Genomic DNA, 22,830 nt, shown 5'->3' with positions numbered 1-22,830 from the left:
GGCGGCGTGGCAGCGGCCGGGACCGGTGGTAGCGGGCCGGGTTGAACACCCACGACCCGTCCACGTGTTGCGGTAGAACTGTCGAGTGAGCCGAAATCGGCTGGAGGTGTTCAGCGATGCCGTCTTCGCGGTCGCGATCACGCTGCTCGCGCTGAACCTGGTGGTGGCCGGCCCGGGTCATGGTCCGCTCCTGCACCAGGTCGTGGACCACTGGCCGTCATTTGTCGTCTATCTGATCAGCTTTCTCACGATCGGGCTCATCTGGGTCAACCATCACGCCCTCATCGAAAACGTCGCCGTCGTCGACCGGACCCTGGCCCTCCTCAACCTCGTCCTGCTGCTGTTCGTCGTCCTCATCCCGGTCGACACCGCGACGGTGGCCAAGTACCTCACGCTGGGCGGGCAGGACGCCCGGGTGGCGGTGCTCTTGTATGCGGCTGCCTTCCTGGGCATGGGGTTCAGCTTCGCCGGGATCTTCGAGTGGAGCTTGCGTTCGGGGCGGCTCCGGCAGCCGCTGCTGGGAAGGGCCCGTTGGACGGCGCGGCTGCGAACCGGGGTTGCCTCGGTCATGTATCTGGCCGCGATCGCAGTCGCCTTCGTCAGCCCGCCGGTGGCACTGGCCATCATCGCCGCCGTTCCCGTCTACTACATCTTCGAACACCTCCCGGCGATCAACCCTCCTGCGGGCGACGGGCAGCAGTGAGGCGCCGCCCAACCGCTCGATGCCCGCTTGCGTGTGCGTCGAGCGAGGGCTGTGCCGGGGTGTCGGTTGAGGTCGTCGAGCGTTTCCACCGGCACACCGGCTGGACGCCCCACTGACTAGCATCGACCGTGATGGAGCTGCTGGAGCGTGCGGACGCGCTCGCCACCCTGGACAGGCTGCTGGCCTCCCCCGGCGGCGCGGTCGCCCTCGTCGCGGGCGAGGCGGGTGCCGGCAAGTCCGCCCTGGTCAGCGCGTTCGCGGCGACGGCCGCGCCGGGTGCGCGGGTGCTCTGGGGCAGCTGTGACCCGCTGTTGACGCCACGGGCGCTCGGCCCACTGCACGACATCGCCCGTCACGTCGGTGGCGTACTCGCGGAGCGACTGACCGCGCTGCACGAGGCGGCGGAGGCCGAACGCCGCGGGGCGGTGTTCGACGCGCTGCTCGACGAGCTGACCGACCCCCGGCCCGGGCGCCGGACGGTGATGGTGGTGGAGGACGCGCACTGGGCGGACGGGGCGACTCTGGACCTGATCGCGTACCTGGGGCGACGGCTTGCACGACACCCGGCGCTGCTCGTGTTCACCCTGCGCGACGACGAGGTCGGGGAGCAGCATCCGCTGCACGGCGTGCTCGCCGGCCTGCCCCGGTCGCTGGTCCACCGGCTCCCGCTGCCCGCCCTGTCCACGGACGCCGTCGCGGCGTTGGCCCGCCGCGCCGGCCGCGCCCCGGCCGGGTTGTACCAGGCCACCGGGGGCAACCCGCTGCTGGTCACCGAGGTGCTGGCCGCGACCGGTCCGGGTGTGCCACCGACCGTACGCGATCTGGTGCTGGCCCGGCTGGCCGCGCTGTCGCCGCCGGCGCGGGAGGTCGCCACCCTGGTCTCGGTGGTGCCGTCCCGGGCCGAGTCGTACCTGCTGGACGATCACCCGCCGGCCGCCGTGCAGGAATGTCTGGACCGGGGCGTGCTGGTGCCGGCGGGCAACGGGGTGGCGTTCCGGCACGAGCTGCTGGGCCGGGCGGCGCGGGAGTCACTGTCGCCGGTGCGCCGGGCCGCGCTGCACGCGGCCGTGCTGGCCCGGCTCACGCCGCGGGCCGACGTCGACGCCGCCCGGCTGGTGCACCACGCGCACCACGCCGACGATCCCACGGCGGTGCTGCGCTGGGCGCCCGTGGCGGCCCTGCGGGCGAGCCGGGCGGGTGCGCACCGGCAGGCGGCGGACCACTACACCGTCGCGCTCCCGCACGCCGCGGGTCTGCCGCCGCCACGCCGTGCCGAGTTGCTGGAGGCGTACGCGATCGCCGCATATCTGGCCGGGCTGGGCGCGCAGGCGCTCGCCGCCTGGCGGGACGCGCTGGCCCTGCGGGAGGCCGAGGGCGATCCGCTGCGGATCGGCGAGAACCTGCGCTGGATGTCCCGGCTCTCCTGGTGGACCGGGGACAGCACGGCAGCCCGGGCGGCGGGCACCCGCGCGGTCCAGGTGCTGGAGTCCGCGCCCCCCGGCGTGCAGTTGGCCATGGCGTACAGCAACATGTCGCAGCTGTTCATGCTCGGCGACGACACCGACCGGGCCATCGACTGGGGTGACCGGGCACGGGAGCTGGCCGGGCGGCTCGGCGACGCGGAGACCGAGGCCCACGCCCTGGTCAACGTCGGCTCGGCACGCCTTCAGCGCGGCAACCTCGCCGGGGTCATCGAGCTGGAACGTGCGCACACGCTGGCGGCCGCCCACCACCTCGACGACCACGCGGCCCGCGCGCTGGTCAATCTCGCCACCATGTCGGTGGACTGGCACCGGTTGGCGCCGGCCGCCGAGGCGCTTGACCGCGCACTGCGCTTCACCACCGACCGGGACCTCGACGGGTACTTTCGCCACCTGCTCGGCTACCGGGCCCGGCTGCGGCTGGCCACCGGGGCCTGGTCCGGCGCCCGCGCCGACGCCGAGCAGGCGTTGACCGGCACCGAGCAGCCCGGCGGGAGTCTGGCCCCGGCGCTGGTCACGCTGAGCCGGCTGGACGCCCGTTGCGGTGGCCCGGCCGGGCCACCTCACCTCGACGGCGCGACGCGCTGGGCCGCCCAGAGCCAGGAACTCCAGTTCGTCGTGCCGGTGGCCGCGGCTCTGGCGGAACGGCACTGGCTGGCCGGCGAGCCGACACGGACGGCCGCCGAGCTGCGCCGAGCCCACCAGCTCGCGGTCGAGGCGGGCCAACCGTGGTTCGCCGGCGAGCTGGCGTACTGGCTGTGGCGGGCCGGGGAGCCGGTCGGGGACACCGGTGTGCTGGCGTCGCCGTACCGGCGGTTGATCGAGGGCGACTGGGCCGGCGCGGCCGAGGAGTGGCGCCAGCTCGGCTGCCCGTACACCCGGGCGGAGGCGCTGGCCTGCGGCGACGACTCCGCGGCCGGCGAAGCGCTGCGGATCCTGGAAGGGCTGGGTGCGGTCGCCGTGGCCCGGCGGGTCCGGGCCGACCTGCGCGTACGCGGGATGGCCCGGGTGCCTCGGGGGCCGCGCCCGGCGACGGCCGCACACCCGGCGGGCCTGACCGCCCGGCAGCGGGAGGTGCTCGCGCTGCTCGCCGAGGGGCTGAGCAACGCCGAGATCGCGGCCCGGCTGTCGCTCTCCACCCGGACGGTGGGTCACCACGTGTCGGCGGTGTTGAACAAGCTCGCGGTGCCCAGCCGAGGTCAGGCGGCCGCGGCGGCCCGCCGGCGGGGCCTGGTGCCTCCAATATAGGTGTTTCTGCCGATCCCCCCGGGTAGCGCGCCACCTAGCGTCGGTGGCACAACGATCCGTCCGAGGGGGACCACCCATGACCATCGCACTCGATCTCAGCGCCGTGAAGGCGCGCCAGCAGGTGACCTGGGCCAGCGGCGACTACGGCGCGGTCGCGGCGCTCATCCACCCGATCGCGGAGTGGCTGGTGGCGGCGGCCGACCTGCCGGCCGGCGCCCGCGTGCTGGACGTGGCGACCGGGACCGGCAACGCCGCCATCGCCGCCGCCCGCTGCGGCTGCGTGGTGACCGGCGTCGACTACGTACCCGAACTGCTGGAGCGCGGCCACGCCCGGGCGGCGGCGGAGCGGCTGCCGGTCACCTTCGTCACCGGCGACGCGGAGCGGTTGGCGTACCCCGACGGCTCCTTCGACGCGGTGCTCTCCGTCGTCGGCGTGATGTTCGCGCCGGACCAGGAGCGGGCGGCTGCCGAGCTGCTCCGGGTCTGCCGATCCGGCGGCATGGTGGCGTTGGCGTCGTGGACGCCCCAGGGGTTCATCGGCGAACTGTTCCGCACGGTCGGGCGGCACGTGCCGCCGCCGGCCGGGCTCCGCCCGCCGGTCCAGTGGGGCGACGAGGGCCGGCTCCGCGAGCTGCTGGGCGGGTCCGTGGGGGAGATGCGGACGGTACGCCGTGAGTTCGTCTTCCGGTTCGGCACGCCGGAGGAGTTCGCCGACTTCTTCCGGGCCAACTACGGGCCGACGCTGAAGGCGTTCGAGGCGCTGCCCGAGGAGCGGCGCCCGCAACTGCACGCCGACCTGGTGGAGCTGGCCCGGACGCACAACCACGCCAGCGACGGCACGGTACGGATCGCGGCGGAGTACCTGGAGGTGGTGGCGCAGCGGACGCCGGCATGAGCCGAGGCGGAGCGCACCGGGCGTGGCGTCAGTCCTGCCGTTCGGTGCGCTCGATCTCGGCGAACGCGGTGGCCAGATAGCCGTCGAGCGGCCGGCCGGCGGCCGACACCAGGTCGGCGACGAGCAGCGGGGCGTGCCGGGCCACCGCCGCCGGGCCCGGCGGGTTGTCGTCGTCGCCCGGGTCGTACACACCGAGCGCCCCGGCGAGCAGCACCAGCACCACGTGCGGATCGACCTCCGGAAGCCAGCCGGCGGCCGAGCGAACAGAGCCCTCCAGCACCTGGCGGACGTCGTCGCCGTCCAGCCCGTCCGGATGTGTCTCCTCCAACAGCAGCCGGACCGCCGCGCCGAGCACCAGACCGGACCGGTCGGCAGCGCTGAGCCGATCCACGGCCGGCTCGTACGCAGTGGGGTCGCGCTGCTGTACGGCGGCGACGGCCTCGCCGGCGGCGACGGCGATCTCACGGGCCGGTGCGGGCAGGTGTCGCCAGGTCACGCTCACCGGGCCAGCATGGCAGAGCGCACCGACACCCGGCGCGCCCACCGACCGGGCGGGACGCCGGGCTGGATGGCCGCGTCGTGGGAGCCGTCACGGACCCGTCGATGGGCGCGCGGCGGGGCGGTAATCGGTTCGCCAATCGTCACACCCGGCGAACAGAATGCCGGACATGCTGCGTCGCTCCCTCCCCCGCCGTTCGGAAGCTCGCCGGCTCCTCATCGGCACCCTGCTGTCGGCGATCGGGCGCGGGCTGACCCTGCCGTTCCTGTTCATCTACCTGACCGACGTGCGGGGGCTCACCGACACCCGCGCCGGCCTGGTGATCGGCTGGTACGGCGCGGTCACCCTGGCACTCTCGCCGCTGGGCGGGACGCTGATCGACCGGTTCGGCGCGCGCCGGGTGGTGGTGCCGTGCCTGCTGATCGAGGCGGTGGGCACCGGCTCGCTGGGGCTGGTCCACTCGACCGGCTCGGCGCTGCTGGTGATGACGGTGGTCGCCATCGGCAGCTCGGCGATCTGGTCCGGGCAGAACACGATCCTCGCCTCGTTGACCGACGACGACGAGCGGCAGCGTGTCTTCGGGCTGAACTTCGCCCTGCTCAACCTCGGTATCGGCATCGGCGGCATGACCTCCGGCGCGATCATCGACACCGGCCGACCCGCCACCTTCCAGGTGATCTACCTGCTGGACGCGATCAGCTACCTGATGCCGGCGCTGATCCTGCTCACCCTGCCGGGCGTCGGGCACCGGCTCGGCCAGCGTCGGTCCGGCGACGAGCCGTCGCCCGGCGGCTACCTGACCGTGCTCCGTGACCGCCCGTTCCGCCGGCTGGTGATCTTCGGCCTGGTCCTCACCACCTGCGGGTACGCCCAGATCGAGGTGGGCTTCGCCGCGTACGCCGTGCGGGTCGCCGAGGTCAACCCCCGGGTGGTGGCCTGGGCGCTCGCGGCCAACACCGTGATGATCGTGCTCGCCCAGCTGCTGGTGATCCGCCGGATCGAGGGGCGCAGCCGCACCGCCGCGCTCGCGGTGGTCGGCGCGGTGTTCGCCACCGCCTGGTTGGTCCTCGGCGCGGCCGGCCTGGTCAGCACGGAGAGCGCCCTGGTGGCCGCCCTGTGCGTGGTGGCCTGCTCGGCGATCTTCGGCTTCGGCGAGACGATGCTGTCGCCGGTGATGCCGGCGCTGACCAACGCCCTGGCCACCGACGAGCTGCGCGGCCGGTACAACGCCATGAGTTCAATGATCTTCGGGGTCAGTGGCGTGATCGGTCCGGTGACCGCCGGCCCGCTCATCGGCGCCGCCAACGGCATGGTCTGGGTGGCCGTCGTGGTCGGCGGCTGCCTGGTCGCCTCGCTGGTGGCGCTCTCCCTGCGCCGGCTGCTCACCGCCGAGCAGGACGGCCGGGTGACGACCGGCTCGACCTCCCCCGAGCCGGCACCCGCACACGCCTGAACGCACCCGCGCCGCCGCCACCCCTCCCCGGCCCCGCCCCACCCCGCTTCGCCCCGCGCCCGCGCGGCGACAAGCGTTGGTGGCGGCCTCGGCGGCGGTGCGACGTGTGCCGGGACGGGTCGGGCCCCGGAGCGGGTGCTCCGGGGCCCGGTCGTCGCGGGGTCGTCCGTCAGGCGGCGGGGACCTCGGCGGTGGTGCGGATCCGGTCCAGCGTCGGAGCCGAGACCGGCGACTGCGCGGTCAGGTACGCCACGAACGCGTCCAGGTCGATCTGGCCGGTGACCAGGTCCGTGCCGCCGGTGAGGGCGCTGAACCCGTCGCCGCCGCCGGCCAGGAAGTTGTTCACCGTCACCCGGTAGGTGGCGGCGGTGTCGACCGCGGTGCCGCCGAAGGTGAGGCTGCCCCGGGCGACGCGGGTGCCGGCGCACGGGTCGGCGGCAGTGCCGGTGGTGCCGGCCGGGTCGACCACGTAGCCGACCGTCGCGGACGGGTACAGCGTGCGGCCGGTGACGAACTGCTGCTCCAGGACGCAGTAGAGCTGGGCGCCGGTCAGGTCGAGCGTCACCAGGTTGTTGGCGAACGGCTGCACCGTGAACGCCTCCTCATAGGTGACCGGGCCGGCGTCGAGGTCGGCCCGGACCCCGCCCGGGTTCATGAACGCGGCGACCGCGCCCTGCTCGTCGTCGGTGGCGGCGAGCTGCGCGTCGGCGATCACGTTGCCCAGCGGGGACTCGCCCATGGTCGTACCGAAGAGGGTCTCCTGGCTACGGGTGATCGCCTCGGTGGTCTCGCCGACCTGACGGTCGGCGACCGGGCCGAGCACCGTCTTGTACCGGTCGATCAGAGCGGTCTGCTTCGGGTCCTTGGCGACGTCCCGGGTGACCACGACGTTGTTCGCCCCGGCGGAGATCACGTCCCCGCTCCGACGGTCGATCTTGAGATCGATGTCGGTGACCAGGCGACCGAACGAGCTGGCGCTGGTGACCAGCTTGCCGTTGATGTCGCAGTTGTACGCCTGGTGCGTGTGCCCGCTGACCACCACGTCGATCGACGGGTCCATCCGGTTGGCGATGTCCACGATGGGGCCGGTCATGCCGACGCAGTCGTTGATGCCGCCGGTCGCGGCCTGGGTGCCGCCCTCGTGCAGCAGGACGACGATCGTCTCCACGCCCTTGCGGCGCAGCTCGCGGGCGTACCGGTTGGCGGTGACCGCCTCGTCGGCGAAGGTGAGGCCGGCGACGCCCTGCTGGCTGACGACCTCCGGGGTGCCCTCCAGGGTCATCCCGATGAAGCCGACCTTGACGCCCTGCACCTTGTGGATCGCGTACGGCGCCATCAGCGGCTTGCCGGTCGCGGTCTTGAAGGCGTTCGCGGACAGGTACTGGAAGCCCGCGCCCCGGTACGGGGTGCCGTCGGCGCAGCCGTCCACCGGGTGGCAGCCGCCGTTCTGGATCCGCAGCAGCTCGGCGGCGCCCTCGTCGAACTCGTGGTTGCCGACGCTGGCGTAGTCCAGGCCGGCCATGCTCAGTGCCTCGATGGTCGGCTCGTCGTGGAACGCCGCGGAGAGCAGCGGAGACGCGCCGATCAGGTCACCGGCGGCGACGGTGATGGTGTTCTTCTTCTTGGCGGCGGCACGCAGCTCGGCCAGGTGGGTCGCCAGGAACTCGACACCGCCCGCGGCCTGCCCGGCGATGGTGCCGCTGGACCCGCTCGGCGGTTCGAGGTTGCCGTGGAAGTCGTTGAGGGCCAGCAGGGTGACGTCGACCGGCTTCGGTCCCGCCTCGGCCTGCTCGGGGGAGGTGGCGACCGCGCCGAACGCGGCCAGCGCGAGTGCGGTCAGGCCGACGGCGGCCCGACGCATCCCGGGGATGGACATGGAACTCCTCATGAGAATCGGCGCGTGCGGTGCCTGGACTGTGGGTCGACCGGGCCGCCGACCGACGCCGTCGGAAGGGTCGATCGCGGATGCCGGCGGTTGGGATCGCCGCCCGCCCGGACAGCCTCTCATCCAGACGGCCACCGGTCGACCCGGGCAGCACATCAGAGCTGCGGATACACCGGACGGCCGGGGGGCGGCGGCCGGGTGGGCCGACCTGACCGTCGGTTGACGGGCGTCCGCCGGGCATGGTCGGACGCAAGGTCCGGAAAGGACGCGATCATCGTGCTGTGGCGGTCAGCCGGCGACGAGTGCCTCGGTTACCAGCGCCGCGACGGCCTCGGGCGGCCAGCAGTCCGTGACCCCGGGGCGCTGCGCCAGGTAGCCGGCGATCCGCTCGGCCGGCCAGCCGTGCGACTGGTGCAGCCCTCGCGCGATCATGCTGAGGTAGACCGGCGCCGGCGGCCGGCAGTGCACGGCGGACGCCGGCTCCGGCGCGGTGAAGGTGAGCATCGGCGCTCCCGCGCGGCGGCCCGGGCAGACCAGCGTCTCGTAGCGCCCCGGGCCGAGCGTGGCCCGTCCGTCGGCGACGGCCGCGTCGATCGCCGCGCCGGTCGCCGCGATCAGGTCGGCGTGACCTGCTGGCTGGTACATCTCCTGCGCCGCGATGTCGGTGAACTGCTCGAGGGTGACCAGGTACGCGCGGGCAGCGGCCACGCCCGGCAGCTGCGGGTCGTGGAACGCCATCCGCCGGTCCAGGCGCCCGACTCGCCGGCGAAGTAGATCCCGCCGGGCAGCGACACCGGCACCGACCGGCTCGGTGGACGGCGGTCCCGGCAGCCCGGGTAGGTCCGCCGCCCACCGGGCGGGCAGCCGCCGCCGATGTACCACGCCGGCCGGGCGGCGTGCATGTTCGAGCCGTACGCGACGTACCAGACCAGCCGCTCTTCGGTGTCGACCACGACCGGAGGCGTCCTCAGAAGCCGCACGTCTGGCCGGCGGAGTGGCTGACCTGCACCGTGTGCGTCACGCAGCCGCCCGGCTCGACCGCGTGCAGCAGGAAGGCGTTCGGCTCGGCGACCCAGCCGATCAGCTCGTCGGCGCTCATGGTGAGCGTGCTCTGCCGCCAGGTGCTGGGCGCCACGGTGAGCACGGTGCCGGCGTACCCCGTGGTGACCGGGCGGTGCAGGTGCCCGGCGGCGACCCGCACGACGTGCCGGTGCCGACCGATCACCTCGGCCAGCGCGTCCCCGTCGGCGAGCCGGATGGCGTCGGCCGCCGGGATGCCGACCGCGACCGGCGGGTGGTGCAGGCAGACCATCGCGGGCACCTCGGGCCGCCCGGCCAGCACGCCGTCGAGCCAGCCGAGCTGCTCCTCGCCGAGCTGGCCGCCGTCGCTGCCGGGGATGAGCGAATCGAGCACCACGACGGTCGCCGCTTCGTGGTCGACGTGGTAGTAGGCGGAGAATCCGCCGCCGAGCCAGGGCGTACCGCCGAAGGCGTCGAGCAGGGACTCCCGGTCGTCGTGATTACCGGCGACCAGGTGCACCGGCAGCGGGAACCGGCCGATCAGCTCGCGCAGCGCCGCGTACTCGTCGGGCCGGCCGTGGTCGACCAGGTCGCCGGTGATCACCACGCAGTCCGGTCGGGGCCGCAGCGCCAGCACCCGGCCGAGCGCGCGGTGCAGCCCGGCGGCCGGCTCCGCGGCGAGCACGCCGGTGGTCAGGTGGGGGTCACTGAGCTGGGCGATGAGCATCGGTTCGCCTCCTCGGTGCCGGAAGCTCCACGCTATCGCCGGCCGGCACCGTCCGGGGACCCGCGCCGCCCACAGGCTGTGTCCACAGCCTGTGGATGGCACATGTGTACGAAGCCCGGCCGACCCCGGCCGGCCGTGAGTACGCTTGATCGTGTGGCCTGGCGCCGGCCGGCCCCTCCCCTACCTGGAACGACGTGCGAGTGGATCATCAGCGAGTCGTCCGTGACGTCACCGTCCGCCTGCCGATGGCGTCGAGCGCGCAAGAGGCCTGCCGGTGGACGGTCACCGCGCTGTCCCGCTACACCCCGGCGACCATCTCCGTGCTGCTCCAGGTCCACGACCGGCTGCGCTGCGTCGCGGCGACCGGCGCATGGCAGGTCTTCGCCACCGTGCCGCCGGAGACCGGGATCGTCGGCCGGGTGTACGCGACCGGCGCCGCGGCCGTCGTCCCGGATGTCACCGCCGACCCGGACTACCTGCCGATACGCCCCGACGTGACCGCGGAGCTGTGCGTGCCCGTGCTGGATCGGTCCGGCCGGGCGATCGGCGTGCTCGACCTCCAGTGGAGCGGGCCGGTCGACCTGGAGCCGTGGCGGGAGACCGCGCAGCGGCTGGCCGCCCGACTCGGCGCGCGGATCGTCGCGCTCGGCGGCCCGCCGGCGGAGAGCCGCAGCGAGAAGCTGCTCCGGCATGCCGCCGCGGTGTCCTCCGCGCCGACCGAGTGGGATCTGATGGGCGCGGCGAGCTGCGCCGCTCGGGAGGTCTCCACCCTCTCCACGGCGGTGCTGCTGATCGCCGGCCCGGAGGGTGCTCTGCTGGGGCCGTCGCCGCTGGTCCCGGGCGAGCTGGAGACCCGGATCCGCGCCGAGCTGACCGAGGCGGGTCCGGCGGCGCTCGGTCGGATGCTCGATCGGGCGCACCGGTACGGCGCCGGCTACACGCTGGGCGAGGCGGATCAGCCGCCTACCGAGGACTACCGGCCGTTGACCCGGGCCGGGGTGCGCACGCTGGTCGCCGTTCCCGTCGGACCGGTGGACGCGGGCGGGGTGCTGCTGGTCGCCGACGAGCGGCTGCTGCGCCCCGATCCGACCACGGTCAGCCTGATGGAGCTGCTCGCCGGGCAGGCCTGGACCAGCCTGGACCGGCTGCGCACGCTGGCCCGGCTTCGGGAACAGGCCAGCTCCGACCCGCTGACCGGGCTGCGGCACACCGGCCCGTTCGGGCAGCGGATCGCGGCAGCCACCCCGGGCCGTACAGCCCTGCTCGCGATCGACGTGGACGGTTTCAAGACCGTCAACGACACGTACGGCCACCAGGCCGGCGACCGGGTGCTGGTCGGGCTGGCCCGGGCGCTGGAGGGGGCGCTGCGGCACGGCGACGAGCTGTACCGGATCGGCGGAGACGAGTTCGTCGCGGTGATCGAGGTGAGCCGCCCGGAGGAGGCGGTCCGGATCGCCGAGCGGCTGACCGAGGCGGCTCGGCGCACCGGCCGCACGATCAGCGTGGGTGTCGCGCTGCCCCGTCCAGGCGAGTCTCCCGACCTCACCCTCCGCCGCGCCGACCAGGCCCTCTACGCGGTAAAGCGCCAGGGAAGGGACGGCGTCCACCTGGCCGCCGCCTAACCCGCCCAACGCCCCCGCCCTCCACCGTCCGCGCCCAGCCCGCGTCGATCTAGGGCATATCGCTGCGCCAGGAGATCAACTCGCGACGATATGCCCTAGATCGACGGGGCGGCCGGAGGGAGGGAGGGAGGGAGGGAGGGAGGGTCAGGCGGTCAGGTCCTTGGCTAGGAGTTCGGCGATCTGGGCGGTGTTCAGGGCGGAGCCCTTGCGCAGGTTGTCGCCGGTGATGAAGAGGTCGAGGGCGCGCGGGTCGTCGAGGGCGCGGCGGATCCGGCCGACCCAGGACGGGTCGGTGCCGACCGCGTCGATCGGCATCGGGAACTCACCTGCGGCGGGGTCGTCGACCAGGATCACCCCGGGTGCGTTGCGCAACGCCTCGCGAGCGCCCTCGGCGTCGACCTCGGTGGCGAAGACCGCGTGCACGGCCACCGAGTGGCCGGTGACCACCGGCACCCGGACACAGGTGGCGGAGACCTTCAGGTCGGGCAGGCCGAGAATCTTCCGCGACTCGTTGCGGACCTTCATCTCCTCGGACGACCAGCCACCGTCGGCCGGCGAGCCGGCCCACGGCACGACGTTGAGCGCCAGCGGCGCCGGGAACGGGCCGAGGTCGTCGCCGACCGCCTGCCGCACGTCACCGGTCCGCGAGCCGAGCCCGCGGCCTCCGGCGACCTTGGCGAGCTGGTCGTGCAGGATGTCCACGCCGGCCTGACCGGACCCGGACACCGCCTGGTAGGAGGCGAGCACCAGCTCCCGCAGGCCGTACTCGCGGTGCAGCGGGGCCACCGCCACGATCATCGCGAGGGTGGTGCAGTTGGCGTTCGCGATGATGCCCCGGGGCCGGTTGCGGACCTGCTCCGGGTTGATCTCCGGGACCACCAGCGGAACGTCCCGGTCCATGCGGAAGGCACCGGAGTTGTCGACCACGATCGCGCCACGGGCGACGGCGACCGGCGCCCACTCGGCGGAGACCTCGTCGGGTACGTCGAACATCGCCACGTCGACGCCGTCGAACGCCTCCGGGGTCACCGCCTGGACGACGAGTTCCTCGCCCCGGCAGCGCACCCGCCGCCCGACCGAACGCTCCGAGGCGAGCAGCCGGATCTCACCCCAGACGTTGCGACGCCCGGTGAGCAGCTCACACATCACAGTGCCGACGGCACCGGTCGCTCCGACCACGGCGAGGGTGGGCAGCGCCGTCATCGGCGCTACCTACCCGTCCCCGCGTAGACCACGGCTTCGGTGTCGCCGCCCAGCTCGAACGCGTCGTGGATGGCGCGGACCGCGGCGTCGAGGTCGGTGTCCCGGCAGACCACGGAGACCCGGATCTCGGAAGTGGAGATCATCTCGATGTTGACCCCGGCCGCGCCGAGCGCGGCGAAGAAGCCGGCGGCCACACCGGGGTGCGAGCGCATGCCGGCGCCGATCAGCGAGACCTTGCCGACGTGGTCGTCGTAGAGCAGGCCCTTGAACTTGACCGACTCCTGGATCTTGCTGAGCGCGGCCATCGCGGTCGGGCCGTCGGTCTTGGGCAGGGTGAACGAGATGTCCGTCCGGCCGGTGCCCTCGGTGGAGACGTTCTGCACGATCATGTCGATGTTGATCTCGGCGCCGGCGACCGTGTCGAAGATCCGCGCGGCGGCACCCGGCTCGTCGGGCACCCCGACGATCGTGATCTTGGCCTCGCTGCGGTCGTGCGCCACCCCGGTGATCAGTGCCTGCTCCACGGAAAGGTCCTCCATCGATCCGGTGACCATCGTGCCGGTGTTGGTCGAGTATGACGAACGGACGTGGATCGGCAACCCGGCCCGCCGGGCGTACTCCACGCTACGCAGGTGCAGAACCTTCGCGCCGCACGCGGCCAGCTCCAGCATCTCCTCGTACGTGATCTGCCGGATGTGCCGGGCGTTGGGCACGATCCGCGGGTCGGCGGTGAAGATGCCGTCGACGTCGGTGTAGATCTCGCAGACGTCGGCGTACAGCGCGGCGGCGAGCGCGACGGCCGTGGTGTCGGAACCGCCCCGGCCCAGCGTGGTGACGTCCTTGGTGTCCTGCGAGACACCCTGGAAGCCAGCCACGATGACCACCGAGCCCTCGTCGAGCGCGCCCTTGAGCCGCCCGGGCGTGACGTCGATGATCCGCGCGCGGCCGTGCACCGAGGTGGTGATCACGCCGGCCTGCGAGCCGGTGAACGAGCGGGCCTCGTACCCCAGGTTGTGGATGGCCATGGCCAGCAGCGCCATGGAGATCCGCTCCCCGGCGGTGAGCAGCATGTCCAGCTCGCGGCCCGGTGGCAGCGGGCTGACCTGATTGGCCAGGTCGAGCAGCTCGTCGGTGGTGTCCCCCATCGCGGAGACCACCACCACCACGTCGTCGCCGGCCTTGCGGGCGGCGACGATGCGCTCGGCCACCCGCTTGATGCGCTCGGCATTGCCGACGGAGGACCCGCCGTACTTCTGCACCACGAGTGCCACGACGGTGCACTCCCTCCCAGTGACCCTGAGCGTGCCGACGCCGCCGGCACCGGGGCCGGCGGCGCGTGTCAGACCCCTTGAGGGTATCCGGCGGGTCGCGGCGCCGGGTCGGGTGATCCCACCATCCGGCCCGACCGGGCCGGGGGCAGCGCGGGCGGCCCCGTCCGCGAGGTCGGGCGGTACGCCGGGGCGGCCGGGCCCGACACGCCGGGGCGAGCCGGGTACGGGGGCCCCGCCGGCCGCCGGCACCCACCAGAATGGGTCGGTGCCCGTCCTCATCCGCTCGGCCGGCCGCGTGCTCGGGCCGCTCGTGTTCGCCCTGCCGGCGCTCCTGGTCGCCTGCACCAGCGAGCAGCCCTCGCCCCCGCCACCGACCGATCCCGGCCCAGTAGAGGTCGACGCGACCCGGGACGAGTTGGCCGCGCTCGCCGCTGCGGCCCAGGACCGCCACCTGGTGGCGCAGTACGTGTTCAGCCGCGCCGACCAACCGGACCGCACCATCGTGTTCACCAGCGCGAACGACGGCAGCTGGCGGGTCGACGTGCCGGGTGGCGCGCTGGGGGGCACCGCCGACGTCTCGCTGGCCGCTACCGCCGACGGGCTGTTCCAGTGCGCCCTGCCGTCGGCCGGCCGGCCGGAGCCGGCGCGCTGCGTACGCCTCGGTGAGCGTGACGACGCGCTCCCCCGCCGGCTGGACCCCCGGATCCAGCACCCGCTCACCGACTGGCTGGACGTGCTCACCGACCGCCGCGCGCCGCTCGCGGTCGCTCCGGCCGAAACGCCCAAGGGCCTCACCGGCACCTGCTACTCGGTGGACTCCACGTCCGCCTCGCTCAACGCCCCGTTGGACGTCGGCATCTACTGCTACGACCGGGACGGCACGCCGACCGGCGTGCGGACGGCGACCGGGACGCTGAAGCTCGCGGCTCCGCCCGGTCCGGCGCCGGCCACCGTGCAGCTCGCCGGGCCCGTGGTGGACGAGGAGCCGCTCGACACCGCAGCTCCGCCGACACCCGACCCGTCGAGCAGCCCGAGCGCGGGAACGCCCTGATCTTCATCCCGTTACGGGTGCGTTTGCCCACATTTAGACAGCCCCGAGCTGAGGGCGAATCACCCATACAGGACGATCCTCGTATGACCGACCTCACCCCCCTGCTCGCCTACCGCTGGAGCCCGCTGGCCTTCGACCCGACCGAGGAGCTGGGTGAGGCCGAGGCGGCCTCGCTGCTGGAGGCGGCCCGCTGGGCACCGTCCCTGCGCAATCGCCAGCCCTGGCGGTTCACTCTCGGTCACCGTGACGACGAGACCTGGAAGCGGATCCTGGTCAACCTGCTCGAACGCGACCAGCGCTGGGCCCACCGGGCCGCCGCGCTACTGCTCGCCGCGCACGTCGACACCGACGCCGAGCCGGACGCCGCACCGGCGGACGGGGTCGCGTACGACCTGGGACAGGCGGTCGCCCACCTCACCGTGCAGGCCACCGCGCTCGGGCTGCACGTGCGCCAGGTGCTGACCGTGGACCGCGTCGGCCTCGCCGCCGACCTGCAACTGCCGCCCGGCGTGCGGCCGTACGCGGTGGTCGCCGTCGGGAAGCTCGGCGACCCGCTCAGCCTCCCGGCCGACCTGGTCGCCGAGGAGACCGGCCTACGCCGCCGCCGACCCCTGGCCGACCTGCTGCTCGGCTGACCCGTGCCCGGGTCGACGGTCGATGTACGCGTGAAGTCCGTCCCACACTCCGGACCGACCTTCCCAGACCTGATCCCATCACGTAGGGTCACCCTGTCATGTGGCAGGCGCACCTCCTCCTTGGTCGCCGCGACGAGGCCTGACGGCCGGCACCTCGTCGCGGAGTCGGACCGCGCCGCCCATCAGCACGCAGCACACCTCGGCCCGCCGGGCAACGACGCACCGGCAGTGACGCCGACTCCGTCCGATTGCTGAACGCCACGTGACCACGGGAGCACTCTGAGATGGCTCAACCTGCCACCGACGCTGAGACCGATCCGATCGCCCGGCAACGGCCGAGCCGGATGCCGTACCACCGCTACCAGCCCTACCGCGAACAGTTCCGGGTCGACCTGCCGGACCGCAGCTGGCCCACCCGGCACGTCGACGCCGCGCCTCGCTGGTGCGCCGTGGACCTGCGGGACGGCAACCAGGCGCTGATCGACCCGATGTCGCCCGAGCGCAAGCGCCGGATGTTCCAGCTGCTGGTCCAGATGGGCTACAAGGAGATCGAGGTCGGCTTCCCGTCGGCCAGCCAGACCGACTTCGACTTCGTCCGGCAGCTCATCGAGCAGGACATGATCCCGGACGACGTCACCATCCAGGTGCTCACCCAGTGCCGGGAGCACCTGATCGAGCGCACGTTCGAGTCGCTGCGCGGGGCGAAGCGGGCGATCGTGCACTTCTACAACTCGACCTCCACCCTCCAGCGTCGGGTGGTCTTCGGCCTGGACCGGGACGGCATCACCGACATCGCCACCTCCGGCGCACGGCTCTGCCAGAAGTACGCCGAGATCCACACCCCGGACACCGACATCCACTACGAGTACTCGCCGGAGTCGTACACGGGCACCGAGCTGGAGTACGCGGTGGAGGTCTGCGCCCGGGTGATCGACGTGATCGACCCGACGCCCGACCGGAAGCTGATCATCAACCTGCCGGCCACCGTCGAGATGGCGACGCCGAACGTGTACGCCGACTCGATCGAATGGATGCACCGGCACCTGCCGCGCCGGGACAGCCTGGTGCTCAGCCTGCACCCGCACAACGACCGGGGCACCGGCGTGGCCGCCGCCGAGCTGGGCCTGCTCGCCGGTGCGGACCGGATCGAGGGCTGCCTGTTCGGCAACGGCGAGCGCACCGGCAACGTGGACCTGGTGACGCTGGGGCTCAACCTCTTCTCCCAGGGCATCGACCCGATGATCGACTTCTCGAACATCGACGAGGTCCGGCGGGCCGTCGAGTACTGCAACCAGCTGCCGGTGCACGAACGCCACCCGTACGCCGGCGACCTGGTCTACACCGCCTTCTCCGGCTCCCACCAGGACGCGATCAAGAAGGGCTTCGACGCCCTCACCGCCGACGCGGTGGCTGCCGGCGTACCGGTGGACGAGCACACCTGGGCGGTGCCGTACCTGCCGATCGACCCGAAGGACCTGGGCCGCACCTACGAGGCGGTCATCCGGGTCAACTCGCAGTCCGGCAAGGGCGGCGTCGCGTACATCATGAAGAGCGAGCACCAGCTGGACCTGCCCCGCCGGCTCCAGATCGAGTTCTCCGGCGTGGTGCAGCAGGTCACCGACCACGACGGCGGTGAGGTCGACCCGGCCGCCATGTGGGAGATCTTCGCGACGCACTACCTGCTCGACCACCAGCCCGACCCGGCCGTGCGGCTGGCCGGGTACACGATCGGCACCACCGACGGCAAGGTCGAGATCGAGGCCCAGGTCGGCGTGGGCGCCGAGCAGCGGTCGCTGTCCGCCGTCGGCAACGGCCCGATCGACGCGTACGTCAACGCGCTCCAGTCGGTCGGGGTGGGCGTCCGGGTGCTCGACTACCACGAGCACGCACTCTCCTCCGGCGGGGACGCGCAGGCCGCCGCGTACGTGGAGTGCGAGGTGGACGGCCGGGCGGTCTGGGGCGTGGGCACCGACGCCAACATCGTCACCGCCTCGATCAAGGCGGTCACCAGCGCCGTCAACCGCGCCCGCAGCTGACCGCAAGCTCCCGACGCCCGTGTGAAAGGAAGGGCCCCTTATCAACGCCTGGCGTTGATAAGGGGCCCTTCCTTACTTCGGGGGTGTGGCGACGGGCAGCGAGTGGCAGGGCTGCGACGGCGGGGCCGAGCGGGGCGGTCGGTGGACCAGGACGAGGGCCAGCACCGCGCCGGCCAGCAGCAGGCCGGCGCACCAGACCATCGCGCCCCGGAACGCGTGCGTCAGCTCGGCCTTCTGCTCGTACCCAGCGCCGGAGAGGCCGACCAGCAGCGGCAGTGAGGCCACCGCGAGCAGGCCGCCGGCCCGGGACGCGGCGTTGTTGAAGCCGCTGGCCACGCCGGAGAACCGGTCCTCCACCGCGGCCAGCACCGACGCGGTCAACGGCGCCACCACCAGGGTCAGCCCGAGGCCGAAGAGCAGCACCCCGGGCAGCACGTCCCACCAGTACGACGCGCCCGGGCCGACGCCAAGCAGCAGCAGCAGACCGGCGGCCGCCACCACCGGCCCGACGGCCAGCGGCAGCCGCGGGCCGATCCGCGCCGACAGCGCGCCGGCCCGGGCCGACCCGATCAGCAGCAGCACCGTCATCGGCAGCAGCGCGATCCCGGTGCGGAACGCCGACCACTCGACCACGTTCTGCAGGTAGACGGCGAAGAAGAAGGTGAAGCCGCCGAGCGCGGCGTAGACCACGACGGTGAAGATGTTCAGCACCGAGAAGAGCCGGCTGCGGAACAGCCCGGTGGGCAGCATCGCGCTGTCGCCGCGCCGCCGTTCCAGCAGCACGAAGGTCACCGCGGCCAGCACCCCGACCAGTGCCGCGACCACCACCGGCGCCGAGTCGAAGCCACGCGCCGGCGCGTCGATCAGGGCGTACGTGACGCCGGCGAGCGCGAGCGCGCCGAGCAGCGTGCCGGCCACGTCGAACCGGCGTCGGGTCCGGCCCGGCCCCTCGGTCCGGGAGGCGTTCTCGTCCCGGCTCTCCGGCACCCAGCGCAGGGCGGCCAACACCACCAGCACGGCGATCGGCAGGTTGAGGAAGAAGATCCACCGCCAGGACAACGCGTCGATCAGCCAGCCACCGATGAACGGACCCAGCGCGGTGGACACGCCGGACAGCCCGGCCCAGGCACCGATCGCCCGACCCCGATCGTCCGGGTGGAAGCTGGCCTGGAGCACCGACAGCGACCCGGGGGTGAGCAGCGCGCCGCCGGCGCCCTGGAGGAACCGGGCCGCGATGAGCCAGCCGGTGTCCTGGGCCAGCCCGCACAGCACCGAGGCGGCGGTGAACCAGAGCACCCCGATCAGGAAGACCCGCCGCCGGCCGAAACGGTCCCCGAGCGCGCCGCCGAGCAGCACGAACGCCGCCAGCATCAGCAGGTAGCCGTTGACGGTCCATTGCAGATCCGCCACGTTCGCGCCGAGGTCCTGGCCGAGCTTGGGCAGCGCCACGTTGACGACCGTGCCGTCCAGGAAGACCATGCCGGACGCGAGCACCGCGGCGAGCAGGGTGCCCCGGCCGGCGGCGGTGCCCATCCGCAGTGCGGGCGCCGGTGCAGGTGTGGTCATCCCACCAATCTTCCTTGCAGCATGTGGGAGACGCCACGAAACGCCGAAACCATGCCCGGGTACTGTGCGCAATCGCCGGGAGACCGCAAGCTGGAGAGGTGTCGTCTGTGCGTACCAGATCAGGACCGCGCGCGGCGGTGGCCGCGCTCGTCGCGGCGCTGGCGCTCGGCGTGGCCGGTTGCGTCCCGTCGGGTGAGCCGGACTCGCCGCCACCGAGTGACGGTGGCAACGCCGTCGATCAGTTGGGCCAGCTGACGGTCGCCAGCGCCGGCTCGATGAAGGGCTACAGCCGGGAGCACTTCCCGCACTGGCGGAACACCGGCAAGAACTGCGACGTGCGGGACACCATCCTCCAGCGCGACGGCAAGGACGTGAAGCTCTCCGGCTGCAATGTGGTCGGCGGGCGCTGGGAGAGCGTGTACGACGGCCGCAGCGCCACCGATCCCTCCGACGTGGACATCGACCACATGGTGCCGTTGGCCAACGCGTGGCGCTCGGGTGCCGACGAGTGGGACGACGCGAAGCGCGGCGATTTCGCCAACGACACCACGCGGCCTCAGCTCATCGCGGTTTCCGCGTCCTCCAACCGGGCAAAGGGTGACCAGGACCCGTCCCAGTGGAAACCGGCGAACCGGTCGTACTGGTGCCAGTACGCCGAAAGCTGGGTGACGGTCAAGCACCACTGGCGGCTGACGGTGACCAGTGCCGAGAAGGCCACCCTGACGGACATGTTGGAGGGCTGCACATGGGCGAACAAGCCGTAACGGGCGCCGGGGCCACCCCCGCCCCGGAGCAGACGCCGGACGCGGGCGGCGACGACGCGGCGGCGGCGACCGGCAGCGCGCCGGTCGGGCCGGCGACCGCGGGCATGACCGTGGACGGCAGCACCGGCACCGCCGGTACGGTCCCCGGCGCGGGGATGAGCGCGGACGGTCCCAACCCGGCCGACACCGCGTCGCCGGGTGCCGGCATGGACGCCGACGCGGCCAGCGGCGCCACCCGCACGGCGGACATCGTGCCGGGGCCGGGCGGGGTGATGACCGACGAGGTGGGTGTGGTGACCGGGGAGCTGACGCTGCGCACCAGCTACGCCGACGGCAAGGTCACGCTGGGGGTGCAGTACAAGGACGCGGACGAGTGGTACGCGGTGACCGGCGGTTCGGTGCCGCTGCCCGACCCGGCGGGCCTGGACGCCGTGCACGGCGTCGCGGTGGCCCTGCTGCACCGCCCCGAGGGCTGACCCACTTCGAACGCCCCCCGGCACGGCTCGGCGTCGCGACCGCCTCCGGCGCTGAAACCACGTCGAGCGTGATACCTCTCCGGCATGTTGATGCCGCAGAGGTATCACGCTCGCCAAGGGCACTGGCCGCGCGGCTTCAGACGTACGAGCCGGGCTCACTCGGGGCGGAGACCACGCCCGGCGACTCGCCCTCGCCCTCGGGGCGGACGATCTGCACGCTGACCTGGTGCGGGCGCAACTCCCCGCTGGCGATCCGCTCGGCGAAGTGGCAGGCAACCCGGCTGGCGCCGATCTCCCGCAGCGCCGGCCGCTCGTCGGCGCAGCGGGTGGGCTGCGCCCACGGGCAGCGGGTGTGGAAGCGGCAGCCGGACGGCGGGTTGGCCGGCGAGGGCAGGTCGCCGGCGAGCAGGATCCGCTCCCGCCGGTCCTCCACGTCCGGGTCCGGCACCGGCACCGCGGACATCAGCGCCCTGGTGTACGGGTGCAGCGGCTCGGTGTAGAGCCGGTCGCTCGGCGCCTCCTCGACCAGCGCGCCCAGGTACATCACGCCGACCGTGTCGGAGATGTGCCGGACCACCGCGAGGTCGTGCGCGATCACCAGGTAGGTCAGCCCCAGGCTGTCCTGGAGCTCGTCCAGCAGGTTGACCACCTGGGCCTGGATCGAGACGTCCAGCGCCGAGACCGGCTCGTCGGCGACGATCAGCTCCGGCCCGAGCACGAGCGCACGGGCGATGCCGATGCGCTGGCGCTGCCCTCCGGAGAACTCGTGCGGGTAGCGGGACAGCGCCCAGCGGGGCAGCCCCACCGCGTCCAGCGTCTCGCCGATGATCCGGCGACGGTCGGTGCGGTCGGTCCCGATCCCGTGGGTCTGCAACCCCTCGGTCAGGATGGACTCGACGTTCTGCCGGGGATCGAGGCTGGACATCGGGTCCTGGAAGATCATCTGCATCCGGCGACGCATGGTGCGCAGCTTGCCCGGCGGCAGCGTGGTCAGTTCGACGCCGTCGAAGCTGACCTCACCGGAGGTCGGCGGGTTGAGCTGGAGCAGCGCCCGGCCCAGCGTGGACTTTCCGCAGCCGGACTCGCCGACCAGGCCGTACGTCTTGCCGCGCGGGATGCTCAGGTCGACCCCGTCGACGGCCTTCACGTGGCCGACCACCCGGTCGAAGAGCACTCCCCGCTTGATCGGGAAGTGCACCTTCAGGTCGCGTACCTCGACGAGGATGTCGTTGTCGCTCACGCTGGTTCCTCCTCGCGTGGGGCGGGCACCGTGCCAGGCACCGGCTCCGGGTTGACGCACCGGTAGCTACGCCCGTCGTAGGTGTGCACCAGCTCCGGCGGCTGACCGACGCAGTCGTCGATCCGGCGGGCGCAGCGCGGGGCGAAGGCACAGCCGTCCGGCCAGGGCAGCAGGTCGCGGACCGATCCGGGGATCGGGTTGAGCTTCTCGCCCCGCCCGGCGTCGAGGCGTGGCACCGAACCGAGCAGACCCACGGTGTACGGGTGGCGCGGCTCGCGGAACAGCGGACGACGGCGGGCCGTCTCCACCACCCGACCGCCGTAGAGCACGTTGACCGTGTCGACCATGCCGGCCACCACACCGAGATCGTGCGTGATCATCAGCAGTGCGGTGCCGGAGTCCCGGACCAGCTCCTTGAGCAGTTCCAGGATCTGGGCCTGGATGGTGACGTCCAGCGCGGTCGTCGGCTCGTCGGCGATCAGCAGCCGGGGCTGGCAGGCCACCGCCATCGCGATCAGCGCCCGCTGCCGCATCCCGCCGGAGAGCTGGTGCGGGTACTCCTTCAACCGGCGCTTCGGGTCGGGGATGCCGACCCGGTCCAGCAGCGCCGCCGCCTCCTTCGCGGCAGCGTCGCCCTTCATCCCCCGGTGCCGGGTGAGGACCTCGGTCACCTGCAACCCGATCGGGATCACCGGGTTCAGCGAGGAGAGCGGGTCCTGGAAGATCATGGCGATGTCCCGGCCGCGGATGTCCCGCCGCGACCGGTCGTCGAGCTGGAGCAGGTCGGTGCCGTCGAAGACGGCCTTGCCGCCGACCCGCAGACCGGGCTGCTTCGGCAGCAGACCCATGATCGCCAGTGACGTGACGCTCTTGCCGCAGCCGGACTCGCCGACCAGGCCGACCACCTCACCGGCGTCGACCGAGAAGGACACGCCGTCGACCGCGTGCACGGGACGCTGGCCGCGCCGCGCGAACGTGACGGAGAGATCGTCCACTTCGAGCAGTGACATTATCGGCCTTCCGTTCGCGACTCCGGGGCTCGCAAGCTCACTCCT

The 22,830-nt window shown here is 73.0% G+C and carries 19 protein-coding genes; 10 read left to right on the top strand and 9 right to left on the bottom strand.

The annotated features are described in order from the left end of the window. The first annotated feature begins 85 nt into the window (after positions 1-85). The 3 genes from KBX63_RS15805 to KBX63_RS15795 all read left to right on the top strand — a co-directional run bounded on the left by KBX63_RS15805 (position 86) and on the right by KBX63_RS15795 (position 4,327). On the top strand, positions 86-703 hold the full coding sequence (locus KBX63_RS15805) for a TMEM175 family protein (protein WP_210912003.1): 618 nt from the start codon (positions 86-88) through the stop codon (positions 701-703). Positions 704-834: 131 nt separating this feature from the next. Beyond that, complete coding sequence (locus tag KBX63_RS15800) at positions 835-3,432, top strand: AAA family ATPase (RefSeq protein ID WP_210912002.1); 2,598 nt, start codon at positions 835-837, stop codon at positions 3,430-3,432. A 76-nt stretch (positions 3,433-3,508) separates the two neighbouring features. Then, positions 3,509-4,327 carry a class I SAM-dependent methyltransferase gene (locus KBX63_RS15795; RefSeq protein WP_210912001.1) on the top strand — a complete coding sequence of 273 codons (819 nt, stop codon included), beginning with the start codon at positions 3,509-3,511 and terminating at the stop codon, positions 4,325-4,327. Positions 4,328-4,355: 28 nt separating this feature from the next. On the opposite strand, the gene KBX63_RS15790 is transcribed toward KBX63_RS15795, so the two are convergent. Beyond that, entirely contained in the window at positions 4,356-4,829 is a 474-nt protein-coding gene (locus tag KBX63_RS15790) for a hypothetical protein (protein ID WP_210912000.1), read from the bottom strand. Between the two features lie 166 nt (positions 4,830-4,995). Here KBX63_RS15790 and KBX63_RS15785 point away from each other — a divergent pair, with 166 nt between their 5' ends. Further along, complete coding sequence (locus KBX63_RS15785) at positions 4,996-6,279, top strand: MFS transporter (RefSeq protein WP_210911999.1); 1,284 nt, start codon at positions 4,996-4,998, stop codon at positions 6,277-6,279. A gap of 169 nt (positions 6,280-6,448) precedes the next feature. Here the strand turns inward: KBX63_RS15785 and KBX63_RS15780 are convergent, their stop codons facing one another. The 3 genes from KBX63_RS15780 to KBX63_RS15770 form a co-directional block, all read right to left on the bottom strand. Beyond that, positions 6,449-8,155, bottom strand: a complete 1,707-nt coding sequence (locus KBX63_RS15780; RefSeq protein ID WP_210911998.1) for a bifunctional UDP-sugar hydrolase/5'-nucleotidase — start codon at positions 8,153-8,155, stop codon at positions 6,449-6,451. 297 nt (positions 8,156-8,452) lie between these two features. Next, on the bottom strand, positions 8,453-8,902 hold the full coding sequence (locus KBX63_RS15775; protein ID WP_247662452.1) for a hypothetical protein: 450 nt from the start codon (positions 8,900-8,902) through the stop codon (positions 8,453-8,455). Positions 8,903-9,131: 229 nt separating this feature from the next. Beyond that, positions 9,132-9,911 (bottom strand): phosphodiesterase, encoded by a 780-nt coding sequence (locus tag KBX63_RS15770; protein ID WP_210911997.1) that lies wholly within the window; start codon positions 9,909-9,911, stop codon positions 9,132-9,134. 245 nt (positions 9,912-10,156) lie between these two features. Here KBX63_RS15770 and KBX63_RS15765 point away from each other — a divergent pair, with 245 nt between their 5' ends. After that, the gene (locus tag KBX63_RS15765; protein WP_247662486.1) at positions 10,157-11,533 is read left to right on the top strand and encodes a sensor domain-containing diguanylate cyclase; all 1,377 of its coding nucleotides are present in this window, start codon (positions 10,157-10,159) and stop codon (positions 11,531-11,533) included. Between the two features lie 144 nt (positions 11,534-11,677). Here the strand turns inward: KBX63_RS15765 and KBX63_RS15760 are convergent, their stop codons facing one another. Continuing rightward, on the bottom strand, positions 11,678-12,736 hold the full coding sequence (locus KBX63_RS15760; protein WP_210911995.1) for an aspartate-semialdehyde dehydrogenase: 1,059 nt from the start codon (positions 12,734-12,736) through the stop codon (positions 11,678-11,680). Positions 12,737-12,741: 5 nt separating this feature from the next. Further along, positions 12,742-14,007, bottom strand: a complete 1,266-nt coding sequence (locus KBX63_RS15755; RefSeq protein WP_210911994.1) for an aspartate kinase — start codon at positions 14,005-14,007, stop codon at positions 12,742-12,744. Positions 14,008-14,272: 265 nt separating this feature from the next. Between KBX63_RS15755 and KBX63_RS15750 the strand changes: the two genes are divergently transcribed. The 3 genes from KBX63_RS15750 (at position 14,273) to leuA (ending at position 17,729) form a co-directional block, all read left to right on the top strand. Continuing rightward, entirely contained in the window at positions 14,273-15,058 is a 786-nt protein-coding gene (locus tag KBX63_RS15750) for a hypothetical protein (RefSeq protein ID WP_307871728.1), read from the top strand. Positions 15,059-15,141: 83 nt separating this feature from the next. Further along, a complete protein-coding gene (locus KBX63_RS15745) occupies positions 15,142-15,693 on the top strand; it encodes a nitroreductase family protein (protein WP_210911993.1) in 552 nt (183 codons plus the stop codon). 284 nt (positions 15,694-15,977) lie between these two features. Further along, entirely contained in the window at positions 15,978-17,729 is a 1,752-nt protein-coding gene (gene leuA, locus KBX63_RS15740) for a 2-isopropylmalate synthase (protein ID WP_210911992.1), read from the top strand. 72 nt (positions 17,730-17,801) lie between these two features. On the opposite strand, the gene KBX63_RS15735 is transcribed toward leuA, so the two are convergent. Next, on the bottom strand, positions 17,802-19,295 hold the full coding sequence (locus KBX63_RS15735) for an MFS transporter (RefSeq protein ID WP_210911991.1): 1,494 nt from the start codon (positions 19,293-19,295) through the stop codon (positions 17,802-17,804). A 107-nt stretch (positions 19,296-19,402) separates the two neighbouring features. Here KBX63_RS15735 and KBX63_RS15730 point away from each other — a divergent pair, with 107 nt between their 5' ends. Then, the gene (locus KBX63_RS15730; RefSeq protein WP_210911990.1) at positions 19,403-20,059 is read left to right on the top strand and encodes an HNH endonuclease family protein; all 657 of its coding nucleotides are present in this window, start codon (positions 19,403-19,405) and stop codon (positions 20,057-20,059) included. Beyond that, the gene (locus KBX63_RS15725) at positions 20,041-20,535 is read left to right on the top strand and encodes a hypothetical protein (protein WP_210911989.1); all 495 of its coding nucleotides are present in this window, start codon (positions 20,041-20,043) and stop codon (positions 20,533-20,535) included. The genes KBX63_RS15730 and KBX63_RS15725 overlap by 19 nt, the downstream gene beginning before the upstream one ends. A 136-nt stretch (positions 20,536-20,671) precedes the next feature. On the opposite strand, the gene KBX63_RS15720 is transcribed toward KBX63_RS15725, so the two are convergent. Together KBX63_RS15720 and KBX63_RS15715 are read right to left on the bottom strand one after the other, a co-directional pair. Further along, entirely contained in the window at positions 20,672-21,775 is a 1,104-nt protein-coding gene (locus KBX63_RS15720; RefSeq protein ID WP_210911988.1) for an ABC transporter ATP-binding protein, read from the bottom strand. Further along, the gene (locus KBX63_RS15715; RefSeq protein WP_210911987.1) at positions 21,772-22,785 is read right to left on the bottom strand and encodes an ABC transporter ATP-binding protein; all 1,014 of its coding nucleotides are present in this window, start codon (positions 22,783-22,785) and stop codon (positions 21,772-21,774) included. Before KBX63_RS15715 ends, KBX63_RS15720 begins: the two co-directional genes overlap by 4 nt. Positions 22,786-22,830 lie beyond the last annotated feature (45 nt).

The organism is Micromonospora sp. U21, from assembly GCF_018070045.1.
In the GTDB taxonomy this organism is placed as follows: Bacteria; Actinomycetota; Actinomycetes; order Mycobacteriales; family Micromonosporaceae; genus Micromonospora.
This window is presented reverse-complemented; position numbering and strand designations above follow the sequence as displayed.